Below are 15,586 nucleotides of genomic sequence, written 5' to 3' on the forward strand. Positions count from 1 at the left end.
ATGTCGGTTCAGAGAAGAACCCATACCTTTACATTCGACAGAAGGTAGGGGACATATGGAGCGAAATCATTCTAACAAGAAAACAGGGAAAGGAATTACTTAACGATTTAATAGAGGAAAAATTATGACTAACAAACACCCGGTCCCGAGCAACGGATCGCTGATATGTACCTTCGCAGATTGCCCCCGCGCCGGAGTTGGCTGTGCCTATTGGAAAAGAGAGGGCGTTCGCGTAACTTGCCAAAGGTGCCGGAGAGATGGTCAATGTTTGTGGGGGTTCCAGTGATGAAAGACCAATCAATTAGGAGGCTTACCCGGGACGAATGCCGGGCACTTGCAAAGATAATGGGATTCTGCCCCGCGGCCCTTGATGATTACGCGGGCCGGGATACCAAAATCCGGATCAACTCGCCAAAACGAGGATTTTCATGACCCGCCCGGTTATTGAATTCAAACTCAAAACAGAGTTTGCACGGCTCCAAAACGAGGGTAAGGACTTCTGCCCGGCAGATATTGCATCCAAGTTGAGGATCAACGTGAAGGAGGTTACCGGCTTCCTTCGGTACCAAGACCGCGTGCAGCTCAAACAGAAATGCACTGTATACCGGCGTTCAGTTTGGGGATTCCCGCAGGAAAAAAAGATGGAGGTACAACAATGAGCGATATTGAGCAGATGTACTTAATTAGCGAGAGCGAACTTAAAGAACTTGTCGAAGATAGCTCCGAAGACACCTACGGCTCGTTTAATGGGGTGGAAATTGGGGAAAAGGCTCGAGCCCGTGGTCCCGTGGCACAGCATGACGCCGCGATAGCAGCACGGGCAGCAGCAACCGAGCGGGAGCGGGTGCGGGGGGGGCTCCTCGCGTGGCTAGAAGGGCATTGGACCTACACAAAGGTAAAACGATATGGGAAATGGGTAGATCGATCATCCCTTGACTACGAATCCACCAAACAGAAAATAGAATCCCTGCTGAGCAACCAACCCGACAGCAAGCGGGACAGTGAGTCGAAATGAAAGTATCGGGACTCATCGAAGCGCTGAACAATTTCGATCCGGATCTCGATGTCTACGTGAGGCAGGCAACCGATTACCGGGACGACGGCGCCGAAGTTGATTACTGGGAATTATCGCCAAAAGATATCGTACAGGGAGATGTGCTGGCCAACCGGGAAACCGGCGAAGAGAGAACAGCAATCCTTATTGGAGATGATCGGCTATGATCTGGCACAAGAAAAGAGGCACCGGTCCCCGCGTGAAAAACGCGCAGAAAACCACGCTGGATGTTGACGGCCAGCCGCATACGTTCCCGAGCAAGGCAGAGGCGGCGCGGTACTTACAGCTTAAGTGCCTGGAGAAGGCCGGCATCGTCACCAGAATCGAGCTGCAACCGGAGTTTGAACTCCAGCCGGCATATAAAAAATGTCACGGCGTGGTGTTCACGTACGAAGAGGACTACAAAAGGCTATTCAAAAAGGCTACATGCCCCGTTTGCGGCAAAAAGATGCCACTTACCCGCGCCATCACTTACGTCGCCGATTTTCGGGTCACCTACACAGACGGCCATCAAGAGTTAGAAGATATCAAAGGGTTTTCCACCGAGATTTTCCTCCTAAAAAAGAAACTTTTTGAATTCAAATACCCGGATCTGACCCTTGATGTGGTGAAGGTATGATTTCCATCGAAAATTACAACCAAAATCGGGGCATCTATTCTCCTCTTGTCGAACACAACGGCTGCATCTGCGGCTATTGGCTGACCGGCAACGATTACCGAGGCAATGGTTATTATGGCGGGTATCCCCCGAACTATCTTAAGCGGATAAAACTTCTTTTCCCCGACGTGCAAAACGTCCTGCACATCTTCGCAGGAATGACCAAAAAAGGAACGTGGCCCTATGAGGTCATGATGGATAGCAACCCGGAATGCAAACCGGATCGTGTCGGTGATGTTACGTACCTCCTGCCTACAAAAGAGCGGTACGAGCTTATTGTTGCCGACCCCCCCTATGAGCAGAACCACGAAAAGTACGGCACGCCCCGCGTCAATAAACGGCGCATTGTAAAGTATTGCGCCGGCAGTCTGGTTACAGGGGGCTGCCTTGTATGGCTCGATACCCGGATCCCCATGTGGTCAAAAGCAGACGGATGGAGTCTCCGCGGAACAATTGGTCTGAATCAATCGACGCAGCACCTTACGAGGACGATCACAATTTTGGAGAGGGTATAATGAGTCATCAACGCAAGAGCAAGATCGTCACCCCGAAAGATGAATGGGGCACGCCGCAATGGTTGTTTGACCTGCTGGACCAGGAATACAAATTCCTTCTTGATCCGGCTGCATCCATTGAAAATGCGAAAGGAAAGATTTTCATCACCGAAGGATCGCTGGAAAAAGACTGGTTCGGCATGGTGAAAAATACCAGAAAACTCGGCTTTGGGATGATGTGGGAATGCCCGGCCCGGGAAGCGATCTTCCTCAATCCTCCATACTCAGCCGGCAACATCGACCGGTTCATGCAGAAAGCCTACGAGGAATCGCAGAAAGGCGCTGTCGTGGTCTGCCTTGTGCCCAGCGCAACAGATACCCGTTGGTGGCATAACTATGCCATGAAAGCGCAGGAGATCCGATTTATCAAGGGCCGAGTGCGGTTTGTCGGATATGACGAAGAGGGTAAGGAGATCCGGCAGAGCCCGACATTCTCATCGTGCGTGGTGATCTTCGGCAGCACAACCCACCCGGGAATGAGCACCCCGTACATCGGCCCGACAATAGAACAACCCCGGAGCGCGAAAGCATGACCCCTACCGGCCCCTCGACATTGTATCGCAAGAATCCCGACGGCAGCGAACAGCGCATATGTGGCTGCGGGGATCACTACTGCTTACCATTGCCGTACGAAAAGGCCAATCCCCGGATCCGGGATATGTGCCCGGTATGCCTGTCACAGTGGCAGGATAAGCAACCCCAAAACCCATAAATACTTTTACCGGATATTATCTTCTGTTATTTATTCCCGCCATGACGCGGGAGGAATGTTGTACAACATGACAGATTTACCGGAACCAATCACCTGTCAGGGGATCTTTGCCTGGTATGGTCAGGAATGGAAACGCCTGAAGAAAATCGGGTACAAGAAATTCACCCGTGACCGCAAGATCTTTTTTGCGCTCAACATCCCGAACGTCTCGCAGCTCACCGACAAGGAGATCGCGGATAGCATTATCCTCAACATCATCCTTGATCAGGGCCTCGAATCAGAGCGCATCATCACCGACGCCGACAAAGCAGTCGGAGGGTACCGCTCTCCCGCCACCATCGAGGAAGTCACCGACAACCCCGGGAAATGTGTCTGGATCGGCTGGGTAGATATCCCCGGTTATGCGGATTTCAGCGACCCCACCGTGACGCACAACGCCACCATCGAAGCTGCCTTCCGGGATATCGACAACATCGGCAAGCGCATCTTTGACGCCGCCCATGGTGCGGTAGTCCAGCGGTACGACTACGAGATCGTGGACGACTCCAACGGCCCCGAATACCAACCCCCAAAGCACGGCCCGGCCCGGCAGGATTGATCCAGCATGGCCCTCTACGAACTGATCGAAAACCCCAAGGTTGATGCTCTCCAACTCAAGAACGGCGACTATCTCTACCTGAAAGATGGCGAGCCGGTCACCCTGTCGAAAGCAGAGTTCGAGACAAAATACCGAAAACCCGGAGCGTAAGATGCCCGAGACCCCACTGGTAATGTCATCTACGGCCCCCCAAATCCTTTCTGCAACCGCAACCCCTCCGCATTGGGAAGGCGATTATTGGGTAGATGGAACGTACCAAGTCCTCAGAAAATGGGTGGATAAATACCCAGATCTCTACGGTCCGGCAGCCCAGGACCCCGACGAGGGGAACGGCGAGGGAGAACTCGACGATTATATCTCCCGGATCCTGAACAAGTATACTGGGGCTGGCGGCACATTCTCAACGTGGAGCGAACGGCATACGTTTATCACGGCCGTAAGTATCGGGTATCTCGATGTTGCCGCATCCACCGATATCCCGCCGGTCCCGAAATTCTGGCTTACCGAGGGGCATTATTGGCTCACGGGGCTCGTCATGGGCCGCGCCGCCAAGAAAGTGGAGCAGGCTGCCCCGGGCTGGAAAACATACCTGACGATGTTTGCAGCCGGGGGAATCAGCGTTACCGGGATCTTGAAACTCATCGGAATCAACATATGAACACCCGGGCCCTCGCGCTTACCGCGACCTTGAAGGTGTGGATCAAATCCACCAAGAGGGCCCCTATCCCTGCCGGCGCAATCACTCCCGCCGCCGGGGAAAACATCTCTCATACCGAGAAAGTGCCCGCCAAAGAGGGTCTGCCGGCTCACTGTACCCGGCTGGCGGGCGTACCCTTCCAGAAGGTAAATATGCACAGAAGTCCGAACACTGACAGCATTTCAGGTCTTTCACCGCAGACACGCAAAGGATATTGCACGTCCTTAAAATCGCCTCAAGAAGTGGCTAAAAACAAATAAAATCCTCTGGAGGGGAAATTTTTGCAGCCTTCGTATAGAGTAGTACTTGCCCGGGAAACCGGGACAGGCACCGGGTGCAACTCCCGGGGGTTGCTTGTATGTCCGAAAATAAATGGCATATTCCCCATAAGTCAAAAACACGCGCATACATGCGGTGCTGGTACATCTGTCGCCGCGAAAACAAGCCATGGCCCGAACTCACCGAAAAAGAGCGGGAGAAAAAGCCATGGGATACGGTGCACCCCGCGCATATAGACAAATGCACGGAAAGTATTCTCGCCGCGCTCGATCATGGTGCCGCAAAAACCCATGCCGATCTCCTGAAAGAGACCGGGATAGCAACCCGGACCCTGCGGTACGGGATAAGACAGCTCCGTGAAAAAGGACTTATTATCGAGAAATTTAATTGGAAGGACGCCCGACAAACGCTGTATCGGCGGAAAGACCTGGTGCAGCAGGATCCCGTGAAACAGGGGAGCGTGATGGTATGACCGCCGAGTGCATAGGGGATGCAACAGGCAAACGCCGGCTCCGGAAGTTGGAGGATCGGCGTCTGGTAATCTGCGAAGGCATCCTGGAAGAGCTCGACCGGCTATCCTGCATTGAGCACGAGATCCGGCAGTTGAAGGAAGGATGTTGAATGGCCGGCCGTAAGTGCTCAATCTGCGAACACAAATCGCGCCACGAGATCGATTCCGCGCTCGTTAGCCCGGGCGCATCATTACGCGCCATAGCGCAGCAATATCGCGTCTCAAAGGATGCCTTATCGCGACACATAAAAGCGGGGCATATTGAGGAGAAGATCCAGAAGGCAGCAAATGCCTACGAAGCCATTGCCGGGGAAGGTTTACTGAGGCGGATCGACTCCTTTCATAAACGGTTTGCAGAGCTTGCCAAGAAACAGCAGGGGCTCGGCGACGATCTCACGGAGCTGAAAGTTTACCAGACGCAGGCCAAATATCTCGAACTTGAAGGCAAGGCGACCGGGGCATTCAAGGAAAAGGTCGAACATTCCGGAACCGTCGAGGTTCTGGGTAAGATGTCTGATGAGGAGGTGATAGATCGTGCTCGCAGCATCCTTGCCCGCAAGTGACCTGCAGGTACTCAACGAACTTAATCAGCGATTCTTCATTAGCAAAGCCCGCCCGGCACAGATCCCCCCTTCGGGCTCATGGCAGTACTGGATGCTTAAAGCGGGCCGAGGATTCGGTAAAACCCGCGTAGGGGGAGAGTGGTCTGTCAAGCAGGCCCGCGAGATTCCAAGAAGCCGGGGGGCTCTTATTGCTCCAACAGCAGCCGATGCCCGGGATGTGATGGTGGAAGGTGAGAGCGGGATCCTTGCCATCAGTCCGGATAATTTTATGCCTCTCTACGAGCCCTCCAAACGTCGCCTTACCTGGCCCAACGGCACGATTGCCACGCTGTACTCAGGGGAGGAACCAAACCGCCTGCGCGGCCCACAGCATCATTGGGTATGGGCCGACGAAATGGCATCATGGAAGTACCCGGAGACGTGGGATATGGCGCTCTTCGGGCTCCGGCTCGGTAAAAACCCACGGGCTGTAATCACCACCACTCCCCGCCCGATCGCTATCATCAAGGAACTGATGAAAGATCCCCGCTGCGTAGTGACCGGAGGCAGCACGTACGAGAACAAAGACAATCTCGCACCTTTGTTTATCACCAGCATCGTGAAGAAATATGAGGGTACCCGGCTCGGCCGGCAGGAACTCAACGCGGAGATCCTGGACGATAACCCCGGGGCGCTCTGGAATCGGGCAACGATTGAAGCTCTCCGCTCACCAAAACCCAAACAATTTCTTCGCATTGTAGTTGGCGTTGACCCGGCAGTATCTGGGGGAGAGGAGTCAGACGAAACCGGGATCATCGTTGACGGTGTCGACGCGAAAGGCCACGGATACACTCTCGCAGATTACTCTATCCGCGGAACCCCTTATGAGTGGGCTTTGCAGGTTGTCCGGGCGGTCCAGGATTGGAAAGCCGATCGGGTGATTGGAGAAGTCAACAACGGCGGGGATCTCGTGGAGATGAATCTTCGCCGCATAGATCCAAACATCCCATTCCGATCTGTCCATGCAACGCGGGGAAAGGCAGTAAGGGCAGAGCCGATTGCCGCACTCTATGAACAGGGAAGGTGGCATCATGTCGGAGCGTTTCCCCAACTGGAGGATCAGATGTGCGATTGGGTACCGAACGAGCCGAACCAGAAAAGCCCCGATCGGATGGATGCTCATGTATGGGCGGCGATTGAACTGACAGCAAATACCGGCGGCCGCATCCGGGCAACCGGGAGAACTATGGAGAAGGTAAGATCATGAGAATCACTATCGGAAAACGGACACTATCATTATTGGAAGGCCCGACACTGGCAGCAATCACCCGGGCCAAAGCATGGGATATAAAAGGGATAACTGATCTCACCCAGGATCCGGATCGAACATTCCGGCGTATGCGGGGATTCCGCAATATCTACCTGCAAGGGGGGTATGTTGCGGAAGGGATCGACCTGTTCCCGATCTACGCGATCGGAGGGGGATACGAGCTTGAAATCGATGAAAAGGTATCGGAGAAATTAGGCACCGATGGAGAGACTGAGAAGCAAACCGTCGAAGAGTTCCTTCAGAAGATTAATTTCTTTGATGTCCAATGGCAGCTTTCTGTAGATGCGGCAGTTGTGCGGGACGGTATCGCCGAAATCGTGTATGGCAAAGGACAGGCGGCCGGGGTACCGGTCAATGTGATCCCGCGCCCGGCAGAATCGTTCGATTTCGTGACCGATCTCACGGGAGCCATCCTCTCCTACGACCAGATGCGGGACAATAGGGGCAACGCGATCCAAAAGATTTCCCTTGAGCCAGCATCGGTGCTACACTACCAGTTCCTGAGCCGGCCGGACTCCCCGTATGGCATTTCCCTCATTGAGCGCACCGAGCACGATATCAAACGGGATACGCAGGTAAGCGAAGCAATCACGGCCGGGATCTGTCTGCATGGTACCCCGAAATGGCATATCAAGGCCAACAGCACGCAGGCCGATCGGGTGCCGCTTACCGATACCGAATATTCCAACCTCGAAAAGCAATTTGAGGGGTTCAATGCCAAAGACCAGTTCCTGACCGAAGGGGATATCGTGGTGCAGCCCCTGGATACTGCCGGGGTCAACAACGTGCAGCAATACAGCGACGTTACCCTGATCCGTGTCGCGGCGGGAATGGGTTTCCCGGCAGAACTTATCGGGGTCCGGCAGGGCAGCACGGATGCAACGGCGGTATCCCGTATTGGGGCATTCCTGAAGAAGATCAAGATCGTCCAGCGCGATATTGAATCCCTATGGAATCTCAACATCATCGACAAGATCACCGGCAAACCCGGCCTTGTAAAACTGAAACTGAAAGACGCCAGCCCGGATGATTTCGCGCAGATGGCAACGGCAATGGCCGCCCTGCGCACCGGCATGAACCCCGATGCAGTCGCACCCGCAGAATGGTGCCGTGAACGGCTCGGGATCCCGCAGGACATCGGAGAAGATGTCGAGATCCCCGAACAACCACAACAGCCACCTATGGATCAGACGCAGTTGCGAGACTGGCTGATGAAGCAGGTACCACAGGAGCAATCCGGGCAAAATGTCTCGGGGAATTTACCAAACGGAGTGTAAATCATGGTTGAAAAGCAGTATATAACTTACCACATTCCGGATGCATCTGGAGGTGTGAATATGCGAGAATTGTTCAACGAGAACCACGACCCAGAGAACGGGCAATTTGCGGAAGGTGGAGGATCGGGTGATTCGGGCGGCAGCTCATCAAAAGGATCCGGGAGTGTTAAAGATAGCCACAAATCTGCAATATCTGCCGGCACAATGGATGAAAGATCAAAAGAAGATTATGCGGATATCGCATCGGCGCAGGAGTCCAAATTATCCTCTGATACAATTGAATATGGAAAAGCTGCGTATGACGGCAACCTTGAAGAGACTGAGGGTATGTATATGCGGGATACCGCCCTCAAGGATTACTGCAATGAGGAATATTCAGTAATTAATGCGAACCTAAGAGGAGAGCATTACAACGAGTATCGTAATTTTGAGGATGTCATCGATACGTCAATCGAATCTGCACCTCCAATCCCGGAGGGGCTTGAATTATACCGTGGTGTTGGGACAAATAGCGGGCAGGTCCTTGCAGGAAAGGAGATTGGCGATGTATGTCAGGATGCTGCGTACCAATCTCACTCATTAAATCCGGCCACCGCAGGGGGGTTTGCAAAAGGATGGGAAGATGAAGAGGGGAACACGCATAAAACGGTTATTAGGGCGGTCACATCTGGGAAAGAAAAGGGGCTTTATATCAATAATGAAGCACACTGGGAAACAGAACTGATCATTGCGCGAGACACCTCGTGGAAAATCGTTGGAAAAGAGGAATTTACTAACGATGCTGATGAACGGGTACATGTAGTGACGGTGATGAAATATGAAGAAGAATGATGATAAATTCACAGGGGAATTCACATTTCCGAAGAAAAAGGGGAAAATTACCCCTGATGATGAGAGGATCTTAAAAAAAGCGGCAGGGAAAAAATAAAAATGATCCTTAAAACTTTTCTGATGATCCGCGATACCCACAACCTCCGCACCGTGCAGCCGGCACGCGCCCACCGGCAGCGATCTTCGTCCCGTCCTTTATGCAGTCATAATCGCCACACTTCGGGCATTTCAGCAGGGGATAATTCCGGCAATCTTTATGATAGGAGACGAGGGAGCACGTCCCGCAATCCCCGTTATTCTGGGTGCAATACGACTTCATTTGTTCCGCTTCCATGCGTCGTAGTCTGTAATGAATTCAAAGCCCATGTACCCACCCTCGACCTTAACGAGCTTGGAAACATGGTGAGTGATCTTCTGCTCCACCTCTTTCCGGGTTTTTGCCTCAACAAAGGTTTGCATAATATCAAATTGCGCCCCAACTATATAAAACCACCCACCAACCAACCCTTTGGGGGTGCAACGTGATCAAAAAAGTCCGGGCAAAAGACAAACTCGCCGAAATCCACCGGAAGAATATTGCCTACTTTTTCCGGGCGCAGAAAGCAATGGTGATGAAGCAGATCGGCAAGCGCACGCTATCCCCCCCGACCGGCAAGACCCGCGAACTCGAAGATCTCCCCTGGAACCTCACGCAGGACGAATGGGATCGGCTCTGGGAGAATGTCTCCAACCGGACGACGCCCGAACTGCAAAAGATCATCGCATCGGCTGAGGCGGACGCCCTGCACGCAGGCGCGAACAACTTCAAGCTGGCAATCGCCGGCCCCGACCCGTCGAAAAAGCCCGGCACCACGTTCAACCTCGCTAATCCTCGTGCCGTAGCATGGTTCCAGCGCAACGGGGGATCTGTGGACTACATCAAGGGCATTCAGAGCACGACAAGCAGCCAGATCAAGACGATCATTAAGGACGCGCTCGATACCGGGCAGGCGTACAACAAGACCGCCAAACAGATATCCGAAGCATTCGATGGCATGAGTCGGGATCGGGCACAACGGATCGCAGTATACGAGACCGGGAACGCGTACGAGGCGGGGAACCGGCAGTTTGCCGACTCTATCAAAGCCGATGGTGTCGAAATGGAAAAGATGTGGAAAACATCTGATAATGATAGATGCGATATTTGCGGGGGAAACGAGGCAGAGGAGTGGATTCCTATCGATCAAGCCCACCAAAGCGGGCATCAGGAACCCTGTGCTCATGTTAATTGCCGATGTTATGAGATATACCGGCAGAAGGGTGGAAGTGAAGGATGATCCCCGGGCACGACTACATCGGTTTGGCGATCCCCCCGGATGATCGGCTATTGTTTGCCTCAGGGTTGGTTCTCTGCGCAGTAATCGCGGCATATTTATTCGTCAAGGTAATATTACACTCGGGAGAATTTCACGAAATAATTAACGGTGGTAATAAATGACACTGAAAACATGGTTAATCCGGGCCCGTAATCGCCTGCTCCGATGGTTCGGCACCGCCGATTGTATCGATGGCCTGAATACTGGTGAAGAGTGGAGTAAAGCATCGTTTAACACGATCCTGTTCCATTGGATCATGAAAGAACCGCTCCGGCACATGGTCCGGCTCATGCCCGATATCCCGCAATCGTGGATCGACAACCTCACCGGTACCCAAAAACTCCTCTATGAGATCGCTAAGAAAAAGTGGTACAATTGCGATAAATCGGAGGAACGCCGGGAAAAACTCTGGAAGCCGTTTCTTTTCGCCCTGATATTCTGGCAGCAGGACGAAGCAGCGGAAATATTTGATCCGGTATTCTACGAAATCCTGCGCAGACGCGATGAGTTTTTTATACCGGCTGCCCGGCTGGACCCGGCGAACTGGTACATGGACCGCAACCCGAAACTCCCGGATAACGGGCCCGGCCGGATGCTGTCAATCGCGCTGGAAGATCCCCCGGTGCGGTTCGACGCTCTCACCCGCGATGATGTGATCGTGCTCCTTGAGCGTCCGGCCCGGGGCTTCGTGTGCCTCCGTGATGCGGCGGGCCAACCAATCTATACGGTGATCAACCGGTTCCAGTGCACGAAACTCCCCGCCGGAGGATATCAGTATCAGATCGCAGGAAAGACGGCAGCACTCTACCAGGCAACGAACATGGCGAACGCGATTGAAAACGGAGGCGCTTAAATTGGCACAAGGATACCCAATGAGCGAAGAGGAGCAGAAAAAGATCTGGGAATTACACCAGATCGGATATTTTCCCTCAGTAATCGCCCGGCACCTCTCGGATCGGTACGCCCATCTGAACGGGGGATTCCGCAGCGTTGAAACGGTGAAGGACACGATCAAGATGATGGAACAGCGGCAGGAAACCATGGGGGCTGCCGTGCCGGAGGAGTTGCCGGACCTCTCTGAGAAGAGCGAGCCCGTGGCCGCATCAACCGAGCCCGAACCCGTACCAAAAAAGAAGATTCCCGACATGCGGAAAGGGAACGGGAGAAAGAGATGAGCGATAACCGAATCATCGGATATGCAATTGATGATCCTTTCCAAGAGTGCCCGCTGTGTGGGGGAAGGCGGTACATAGAATCCTATCGCCCATGCCGTCTTTGCGGCGCAAGTATGAAAAATTCCGAAGTCCTCGTAGATGTTCTATTAACCTGATCCCTCTCTTTTCTCACCCTAACTTTTGGTAATTTATCTTCGGGTAATTCTGAACCCGTATATATGTTTCGGCGTCCTATACTATTATGCCAGGATTGGCAGCCGATTCTATCCCGAATACATCGAACAACACCGGAGGCGCCGGCAAGGGCGCTCCGTCAGCGTCTTATATTCGGGTACTTGCAGATATGCGCGAAACACGAATCCCTTTTGTCACTCCCCAACTGTACGAGCTTGAGAACGGCGATCTTTTGATCAAGGACGCGCCGTTACTGGCTGAGGGGGAATGGACAGATTCAGCAGTACAGACCCCGCTTTATTACACCGCAAAGGCTCTTGAAAAAGACGCCGGGAACTGGGTCAAACGCACCGGGTTTAACCGGCACCTTAAAGGTGTACCCCGCGATGAATCCAACCGCGTAAGTGAAGCCATTGCCCCGCATTTTGGGCAGTTTAAAGACGATGAGGGTAATGTTCACAATGCAGTCCTTTCTGACATCCTCGTTTATGGCAGCACTGCAAGCGGTAGGGCGATGCAGGAACTGATCAAGCGGAAACAGATTAAGTATCTCTCGGTAGAGCACGGTGGAGAGGAATGGTTCAACCCGGAAACCGGGAGGATGGAAACCAAGTCCCTTGAGTTCTACGGCTATGCACATGTCAACAAAGGCGCGTGCAAAGTATGCCGTGTGAACGAAGCGCCAGCAGAACCGAAAGAAGAGACACCGGCACCCGTGGCAGCGGCACCGGTCGAGGAAACCATGACAGACACCAAAGAACTTGAAGATAAGATCGCCACGCTCACCAGAGAGCTTGAGGCGGTCAAGGCACAGAAGTCCGCGGAAGTCAAGATCGAGATCCCCAAAGAGCTCTCCGAACTTCCCGGGCAGATGAAAGAACTCGCGGCTATCCCGGCAGTGCTCAAGGCAATGTCCGACCGGCTCGACGCGCTGGAAAAGAGCGGCACATCCAAGACCACGACCGGCGCTCCCAAAGAGCTCTCCGAGGCAGAACCGATGAACTACCACGTTTCGATTGACCGGAAGGCCGGCACCATCAGGGCGGTGTGATCATGACGGGCATCACAGCATTCCCCACCATCACACAGGTATGCGACCAGGGCCATGACAAGGCGCGGGCATACAAAGCCGGCGCTGCAATCAAGGCCGGGCAGGTTGTTGCCTTTGCTCTTACTGGTGTCACTGACACAGTGCATCCGGCAAAGAAAGGCGTTACCGGCACCGTTGCAGGGGTCGCACTCACCGATATTGCTTCCGGATCGTGGGGCACGGTCCTCAAAAACGGCGCTATTGTCTACGTCGCCAACGCTGACGACACCACAGGCATTGACGCCGGGGCATTTGTCGAATGCAACGACAACGCAGTCGGAGGCACTGTCTCTGCCGCATCGCAGGAAGTAACCTCAGCCGGAGAACTTACCGGCACTGTTGTCGGTATCGCACAGGAAGATATCGCAGGGGGAGCGACTGGAAGAATTGAGATCAGTATCCAGTACGGACCGACCGGGAGCTCCTCGTGATTACCATGACCAATGAACAGCTCTCAACCTACAAACCGACCGGCCATGACACCGTAGCCATCCCGGCCAACAACCCGCACGTCCGGGCCCTTGCCGATGCATTTGAAATGATGTTTGCCGGCAAATCCGAAGCCCGCGAACTCGCAGAGAAGCGGATCCCGAAGAACCTTTCCGTTGAGCATTTCGACGGCAAGATCTACAACGCCCGTGAACTCATCCTTTCGGAGGGTATCGCCAACACCCCGCTGATCCAGACCCAGTACCTGAACACGGTAATGGAGGGCGCTCAGTACGTCCGGTGCGCCCGGAATATGCTGCGCTCTGAAAGCATGACGAAGGGAAACACCCTGCGCCTGCCCTTCGCAGGTTCGGCAACCGGGATCGCCCCGGAAGTACCCGAAGGCGCACCGTACAGGAACAGCAACGGCACGTACGCCTACCGTGACTTTACCATCAAGAAGTACGGCGAGGTCGCCCCGATCACCGATGAGATGATCAGCGATTCCCTGTACAACACGATGGCAATGGAGGTCGCCATGCTCGGGCAGCACATCGAGAATGCCCTCAACTACGAGGCTATCGGTGTGATCGTCCAGAATGCCGGCCGGTCTCTCGATACCATGAACGTTGCGGCAAACCAGGGAATCAAGGCAATCGCCAAAGCAAAGCTCGAACTCGTGACCCGGGCCAGGACCGGCGGCGGATTCCAGCCCGACAGCATGATCGCAACGACTGACTTCAACAGCGTTCTGGAGCAGGAAATGTTGCTTACAAACTACTGGGGCGGACAGTCGATCATTACCGGCGGCACTCCCTCGGTGCTCGGTCTTGCATACGGCCTGCACAACGGCACGATCAACAGCGCCACTTATGGCGCAACGTGGTCCTATCAGACCGACGGGGATACCGGGGCAATCGTGTACAACCGGCAGAGCGCCGGCGCATACGTCCTGCGTGAAGACGTCACGATCGAGGACTTCCGCGAGCCGATTCAGGATCTCACGACCAGCAAGGCCCGGATCCGGTTCGGTGTGAACTACGGTATTGCAAACGCAGCGTGCAGGATCATCTACTGATCCCTTTTTGAGGGATTGGTTATGGTCCTGTCATCCGATTGTACGGCGTTGATCACGCAGCGAAAACTTGACGAACTCAACGACGAGTACGACAGGAACGCCGCGGTTGTCCGGGTAATAAGCCAGCCGCTTGATCCGGATACCGAGCCCGAAGTATTGTGCGAGAAAAGAATCGCCAGGGGGAACTGATGACATATTGCACGACAACCGATCTTATCAACGTTACTGGCAGCGCTCACAGTTCCACAATTCTTCAGGGGATTATTGATGAGGCGGATCGTCAGATCAACCTGTACCTCAAATCCAACGGGGTTACCGGAGTTGTTGGGGACGATCTTAAATCAATTTCCCTTACCCTGTCAAAAGCAGGCTTGCTTGAATATGGGCTTCAGGTGGGGGATCTCCAGGCATCAAACGGGGATTTCTCTTCATCGGTCGATGTGACCGGGGCGGTAAAAGCACTGCGGGACACGGCGTACAAAGCACTCGATCAGTACATCACGGCAAATACAGTTTCGGATAAATCAAAGATCCGATGTTCCCACATTCGGTCGAGGTGTTGCTGATGTTCAGCGCCCCGCATACCGCCACCCTGCGGAGCAGGAAGCAGCAGTTTGTACTCGAGTACGACAACGGAACAGCGGCTTTCACTGCGGGAAAAACCCTGACCGGTGCAACAAGCCACGCAACGGCCGTGATTGTGAGCACGGGCAGTATAGCATCTGGCAGTTTACAGGTGCATACAGTTACCGGCACTTTCCTGAACGACGAGCCAATCAGTGATAACGGCACGGTCCCCGGCGCAGCGGTTGTTAACGGTGTTATCGCTGAAGCGTTCGACATCACCGGAGAACTGATCTATTCCGACATTGACGCCGCAATCTCCTGCCGGTTCTATTCCCAGAAGGACGCCGTGCAGCAGGCCGGCCAAACACTCTACATCGTCACCACGCAGCGGGTGATGATCCCGGCAACGTCTACGCCCGTGAATGGTGATCAGATCATCACCACGGCATCGGGATACGCTGGCACGTACCAGATCGGCAACGTGTCCCCGGCCCCTGGGCTTGCCGGCGGCCCGCATCACTGGACCTGCGACCTTGCGAAAGGAGGTGCCTGAACTGATGGATGACTATGAACGAGACAAACTTCTAATCCGTCTTGATGAGCGATCGGAAGCGACTGAAAAGGCGATCAACAAGATCAACATCGGTTTATACGGCGATGATGGACAGGGCGGGG

The 15,586-nt window shown here is 53.9% G+C and carries 26 protein-coding genes; 24 read left to right on the top strand and 2 right to left on the bottom strand.

Translation table 11 applies throughout. The annotated features are described in order from the left end of the window. Nucleotides 1-428 precede the first annotated feature (428 nt). The 15 genes from WCX19_RS13990 to WCX19_RS14060 all read left to right on the top strand — a co-directional run bounded on the left by WCX19_RS13990 (nucleotide 429) and on the right by WCX19_RS14060 (nucleotide 9,043). A complete protein-coding gene (locus WCX19_RS13990; RefSeq protein WP_373009188.1) occupies nucleotides 429-659 on the top strand; it encodes a hypothetical protein in 231 nt (76 codons plus the stop codon). 14 nt (nucleotides 660-673) lie between these two features. Further along, a complete protein-coding gene (locus WCX19_RS13995) occupies nucleotides 674-1,015 on the top strand; it encodes a hypothetical protein (protein WP_373009190.1) in 342 nt (113 codons plus the stop codon). After that, on the top strand, nucleotides 1,012-1,221 hold the full coding sequence (locus tag WCX19_RS14000) for a hypothetical protein (RefSeq protein WP_373009191.1): 210 nt from the start codon (nucleotides 1,012-1,014) through the stop codon (nucleotides 1,219-1,221). Before WCX19_RS13995 ends, WCX19_RS14000 begins: the two co-directional genes overlap by 4 nt. After that, nucleotides 1,218-1,673, top strand: coding sequence for a DUF1064 domain-containing protein (locus tag WCX19_RS14005; RefSeq protein ID WP_373009193.1), 456 nt, complete (start codon nucleotides 1,218-1,220; stop codon nucleotides 1,671-1,673). The genes WCX19_RS14000 and WCX19_RS14005 overlap by 4 nt, the downstream gene beginning before the upstream one ends. Beyond that, nucleotides 1,670-2,227 carry a hypothetical protein gene (locus WCX19_RS14010; RefSeq protein ID WP_373009195.1) on the top strand — a complete coding sequence of 186 codons (558 nt, stop codon included), beginning with the start codon at nucleotides 1,670-1,672 and terminating at the stop codon, nucleotides 2,225-2,227. Before WCX19_RS14005 ends, WCX19_RS14010 begins: the two co-directional genes overlap by 4 nt. Further along, the gene (locus WCX19_RS14015) at nucleotides 2,227-2,799 is read left to right on the top strand and encodes a DNA N-6-adenine-methyltransferase (protein ID WP_373009197.1); all 573 of its coding nucleotides are present in this window, start codon (nucleotides 2,227-2,229) and stop codon (nucleotides 2,797-2,799) included. Before WCX19_RS14010 ends, WCX19_RS14015 begins: the two co-directional genes overlap by 1 nt. Nucleotides 2,800-3,045: 246 nt before the next feature. Continuing rightward, nucleotides 3,046-3,576: a hypothetical protein gene (locus WCX19_RS14020; RefSeq protein ID WP_373009199.1), complete on the top strand. Its 531-nt coding sequence runs from the start codon at nucleotides 3,046-3,048 to the stop codon at nucleotides 3,574-3,576. A 6-nt stretch (nucleotides 3,577-3,582) separates the two neighbouring features. Continuing rightward, entirely contained in the window at nucleotides 3,583-3,726 is a 144-nt protein-coding gene (locus WCX19_RS14025; RefSeq protein ID WP_373009201.1) for a hypothetical protein, read from the top strand. A gap of 124 nt (nucleotides 3,727-3,850) precedes the next feature. Next, the gene (locus WCX19_RS14030) at nucleotides 3,851-4,234 is read left to right on the top strand and encodes a hypothetical protein (RefSeq protein WP_373009203.1); all 384 of its coding nucleotides are present in this window, start codon (nucleotides 3,851-3,853) and stop codon (nucleotides 4,232-4,234) included. A 397-nt stretch (nucleotides 4,235-4,631) separates the two neighbouring features. Beyond that, the gene (locus WCX19_RS14035; RefSeq protein ID WP_373009205.1) at nucleotides 4,632-5,024 is read left to right on the top strand and encodes a hypothetical protein; all 393 of its coding nucleotides are present in this window, start codon (nucleotides 4,632-4,634) and stop codon (nucleotides 5,022-5,024) included. Continuing rightward, the gene (locus WCX19_RS14040) at nucleotides 5,021-5,173 is read left to right on the top strand and encodes a hypothetical protein (protein ID WP_373009207.1); all 153 of its coding nucleotides are present in this window, start codon (nucleotides 5,021-5,023) and stop codon (nucleotides 5,171-5,173) included. Before WCX19_RS14035 ends, WCX19_RS14040 begins: the two co-directional genes overlap by 4 nt. Next, a complete protein-coding gene (locus tag WCX19_RS14045; protein ID WP_373009208.1) occupies nucleotides 5,174-5,626 on the top strand; it encodes a hypothetical protein in 453 nt (150 codons plus the stop codon). Next, nucleotides 5,598-6,872: a DNA-packaging protein gene (locus WCX19_RS14050; protein WP_373009210.1), complete on the top strand. Its 1,275-nt coding sequence runs from the start codon at nucleotides 5,598-5,600 to the stop codon at nucleotides 6,870-6,872. The genes WCX19_RS14045 and WCX19_RS14050 overlap by 29 nt, the downstream gene beginning before the upstream one ends. Then, nucleotides 6,869-8,212, top strand: a complete 1,344-nt coding sequence (locus WCX19_RS14055; RefSeq protein WP_373009212.1) for a hypothetical protein — start codon at nucleotides 6,869-6,871, stop codon at nucleotides 8,210-8,212. The genes WCX19_RS14050 and WCX19_RS14055 overlap by 4 nt, the downstream gene beginning before the upstream one ends. A gap of 3 nt (nucleotides 8,213-8,215) precedes the next feature. Then, entirely contained in the window at nucleotides 8,216-9,043 is an 828-nt protein-coding gene (locus WCX19_RS14060) for an ADP-ribosyltransferase (RefSeq protein WP_373009214.1), read from the top strand. 106 nt (nucleotides 9,044-9,149) lie between these two features. Here the strand turns inward: WCX19_RS14060 and WCX19_RS14065 are convergent, their stop codons facing one another. Next, nucleotides 9,150-9,362 (bottom strand): hypothetical protein, encoded by a 213-nt coding sequence (locus WCX19_RS14065; protein WP_373009216.1) that lies wholly within the window; start codon nucleotides 9,360-9,362, stop codon nucleotides 9,150-9,152. Continuing rightward, the gene (locus WCX19_RS14070) at nucleotides 9,359-9,502 is read right to left on the bottom strand and encodes a hypothetical protein (RefSeq protein WP_373009218.1); all 144 of its coding nucleotides are present in this window, start codon (nucleotides 9,500-9,502) and stop codon (nucleotides 9,359-9,361) included. The genes WCX19_RS14065 and WCX19_RS14070 overlap by 4 nt, the downstream gene beginning before the upstream one ends. Nucleotides 9,503-9,564: 62 nt before the next feature. On the opposite strand from WCX19_RS14070, the gene WCX19_RS14075 reads away from it, so the two are divergent. The 9 genes from WCX19_RS14075 to WCX19_RS14115 all read left to right on the top strand — a co-directional run bounded on the left by WCX19_RS14075 (nucleotide 9,565) and on the right by WCX19_RS14115 (nucleotide 15,464). Continuing rightward, nucleotides 9,565-10,359 carry a phage minor head protein gene (locus WCX19_RS14075; RefSeq protein WP_373009220.1) on the top strand — a complete coding sequence of 265 codons (795 nt, stop codon included), beginning with the start codon at nucleotides 9,565-9,567 and terminating at the stop codon, nucleotides 10,357-10,359. 157 nt (nucleotides 10,360-10,516) lie between these two features. Continuing rightward, nucleotides 10,517-11,251 (top strand): hypothetical protein, encoded by a 735-nt coding sequence (locus WCX19_RS14080; protein ID WP_373009222.1) that lies wholly within the window; start codon nucleotides 10,517-10,519, stop codon nucleotides 11,249-11,251. Nucleotides 11,252-11,270: 19 nt separating this feature from the next. Continuing rightward, the gene (locus tag WCX19_RS14085) at nucleotides 11,271-11,573 is read left to right on the top strand and encodes a hypothetical protein (protein WP_373009223.1); all 303 of its coding nucleotides are present in this window, start codon (nucleotides 11,271-11,273) and stop codon (nucleotides 11,571-11,573) included. A gap of 343 nt (nucleotides 11,574-11,916) precedes the next feature. Further along, a complete protein-coding gene (locus tag WCX19_RS14090) occupies nucleotides 11,917-12,798 on the top strand; it encodes a hypothetical protein (protein WP_373009225.1) in 882 nt (293 codons plus the stop codon). Between the two features lie 2 nt (nucleotides 12,799-12,800). Continuing rightward, nucleotides 12,801-13,268, top strand: a complete 468-nt coding sequence (locus WCX19_RS14095; RefSeq protein WP_373009227.1) for a hypothetical protein — start codon at nucleotides 12,801-12,803, stop codon at nucleotides 13,266-13,268. Then, nucleotides 13,265-14,344, top strand: coding sequence for a hypothetical protein (locus WCX19_RS14100; protein WP_373009228.1), 1,080 nt, complete (start codon nucleotides 13,265-13,267; stop codon nucleotides 14,342-14,344). Before WCX19_RS14095 ends, WCX19_RS14100 begins: the two co-directional genes overlap by 4 nt. A 21-nt stretch (nucleotides 14,345-14,365) precedes the next feature. Next, complete coding sequence (locus tag WCX19_RS14105) at nucleotides 14,366-14,533, top strand: hypothetical protein (protein ID WP_373009230.1); 168 nt, start codon at nucleotides 14,366-14,368, stop codon at nucleotides 14,531-14,533. Next, nucleotides 14,533-14,910 (top strand): hypothetical protein, encoded by a 378-nt coding sequence (locus WCX19_RS14110; protein WP_373009232.1) that lies wholly within the window; start codon nucleotides 14,533-14,535, stop codon nucleotides 14,908-14,910. Before WCX19_RS14105 ends, WCX19_RS14110 begins: the two co-directional genes overlap by 1 nt. Beyond that, on the top strand, nucleotides 14,910-15,464 hold the full coding sequence (locus WCX19_RS14115; RefSeq protein WP_373009234.1) for a hypothetical protein: 555 nt from the start codon (nucleotides 14,910-14,912) through the stop codon (nucleotides 15,462-15,464). The genes WCX19_RS14110 and WCX19_RS14115 overlap by 1 nt, the downstream gene beginning before the upstream one ends. Nucleotides 15,465-15,586: the final 122 nt, after the last annotated feature.

The sequence above is a fragment of the Methanoregula sp. genome (assembly GCF_041663825.1).
In the GTDB taxonomy this organism is placed as follows: Archaea; Halobacteriota; Methanomicrobia; order Methanomicrobiales; family Methanospirillaceae; genus Methanoregula.

Bases quoted from the DNA above. Each gene is read 5' to 3' on its own strand.
- WCX19_RS13990 (WP_373009188.1), top strand. From the start codon at position 429: ATGACCCGCCCGGTTATTGAATTCAAACTCAAAACAGAGTTTGCACGG.
- WCX19_RS13995 (WP_373009190.1), top strand. From the start codon at position 674: ATGTACTTAATTAGCGAGAGCGAACTTAAAGAACTTGTCGAAGATAGC.
- WCX19_RS14000 (WP_373009191.1), top strand. From the start codon at position 1,012: ATGAAAGTATCGGGACTCATCGAAGCGCTGAACAATTTCGATCCGGAT.
- WCX19_RS14005 (WP_373009193.1), top strand. From the start codon at position 1,218: ATGATCTGGCACAAGAAAAGAGGCACCGGTCCCCGCGTGAAAAACGCG.
- WCX19_RS14010 (WP_373009195.1), top strand. From the start codon at position 1,670: ATGATTTCCATCGAAAATTACAACCAAAATCGGGGCATCTATTCTCCT.
- WCX19_RS14015 (WP_373009197.1), top strand. From the start codon at position 2,227: ATGAGTCATCAACGCAAGAGCAAGATCGTCACCCCGAAAGATGAATGG.
- WCX19_RS14020 (WP_373009199.1), top strand. From the start codon at position 3,046: ATGACAGATTTACCGGAACCAATCACCTGTCAGGGGATCTTTGCCTGG.
- WCX19_RS14025 (WP_373009201.1), top strand. From the start codon at position 3,583: ATGGCCCTCTACGAACTGATCGAAAACCCCAAGGTTGATGCTCTCCAA.
- WCX19_RS14035 (WP_373009205.1), top strand. From the start codon at position 4,632: ATGTCCGAAAATAAATGGCATATTCCCCATAAGTCAAAAACACGCGCA.
- WCX19_RS14040 (WP_373009207.1), top strand. From the start codon at position 5,021: ATGACCGCCGAGTGCATAGGGGATGCAACAGGCAAACGCCGGCTCCGG.
- WCX19_RS14045 (WP_373009208.1), top strand. From the start codon at position 5,174: ATGGCCGGCCGTAAGTGCTCAATCTGCGAACACAAATCGCGCCACGAG.
- WCX19_RS14055 (WP_373009212.1), top strand. From the start codon at position 6,869: ATGAGAATCACTATCGGAAAACGGACACTATCATTATTGGAAGGCCCG.
- WCX19_RS14060 (WP_373009214.1), top strand. From the start codon at position 8,216: ATGGTTGAAAAGCAGTATATAACTTACCACATTCCGGATGCATCTGGA.
- WCX19_RS14065 (WP_373009216.1), bottom strand. From the start codon at position 9,362: ATGAAGTCGTATTGCACCCAGAATAACGGGGATTGCGGGACGTGCTCC.
- WCX19_RS14070 (WP_373009218.1), bottom strand. From the start codon at position 9,502: ATGCAAACCTTTGTTGAGGCAAAAACCCGGAAAGAGGTGGAGCAGAAG.
- WCX19_RS14080 (WP_373009222.1), top strand. From the start codon at position 10,517: ATGACACTGAAAACATGGTTAATCCGGGCCCGTAATCGCCTGCTCCGA.
- WCX19_RS14085 (WP_373009223.1), top strand. From the start codon at position 11,271: ATGAGCGAAGAGGAGCAGAAAAAGATCTGGGAATTACACCAGATCGGA.
- WCX19_RS14090 (WP_373009225.1), top strand. From the start codon at position 11,917: ATGCGCGAAACACGAATCCCTTTTGTCACTCCCCAACTGTACGAGCTT.
- WCX19_RS14095 (WP_373009227.1), top strand. From the start codon at position 12,801: ATGACGGGCATCACAGCATTCCCCACCATCACACAGGTATGCGACCAG.
- WCX19_RS14105 (WP_373009230.1), top strand. From the start codon at position 14,366: ATGGTCCTGTCATCCGATTGTACGGCGTTGATCACGCAGCGAAAACTT.
- WCX19_RS14110 (WP_373009232.1), top strand. From the start codon at position 14,533: ATGACATATTGCACGACAACCGATCTTATCAACGTTACTGGCAGCGCT.
- WCX19_RS14115 (WP_373009234.1), top strand. From the start codon at position 14,910: ATGTTCAGCGCCCCGCATACCGCCACCCTGCGGAGCAGGAAGCAGCAG.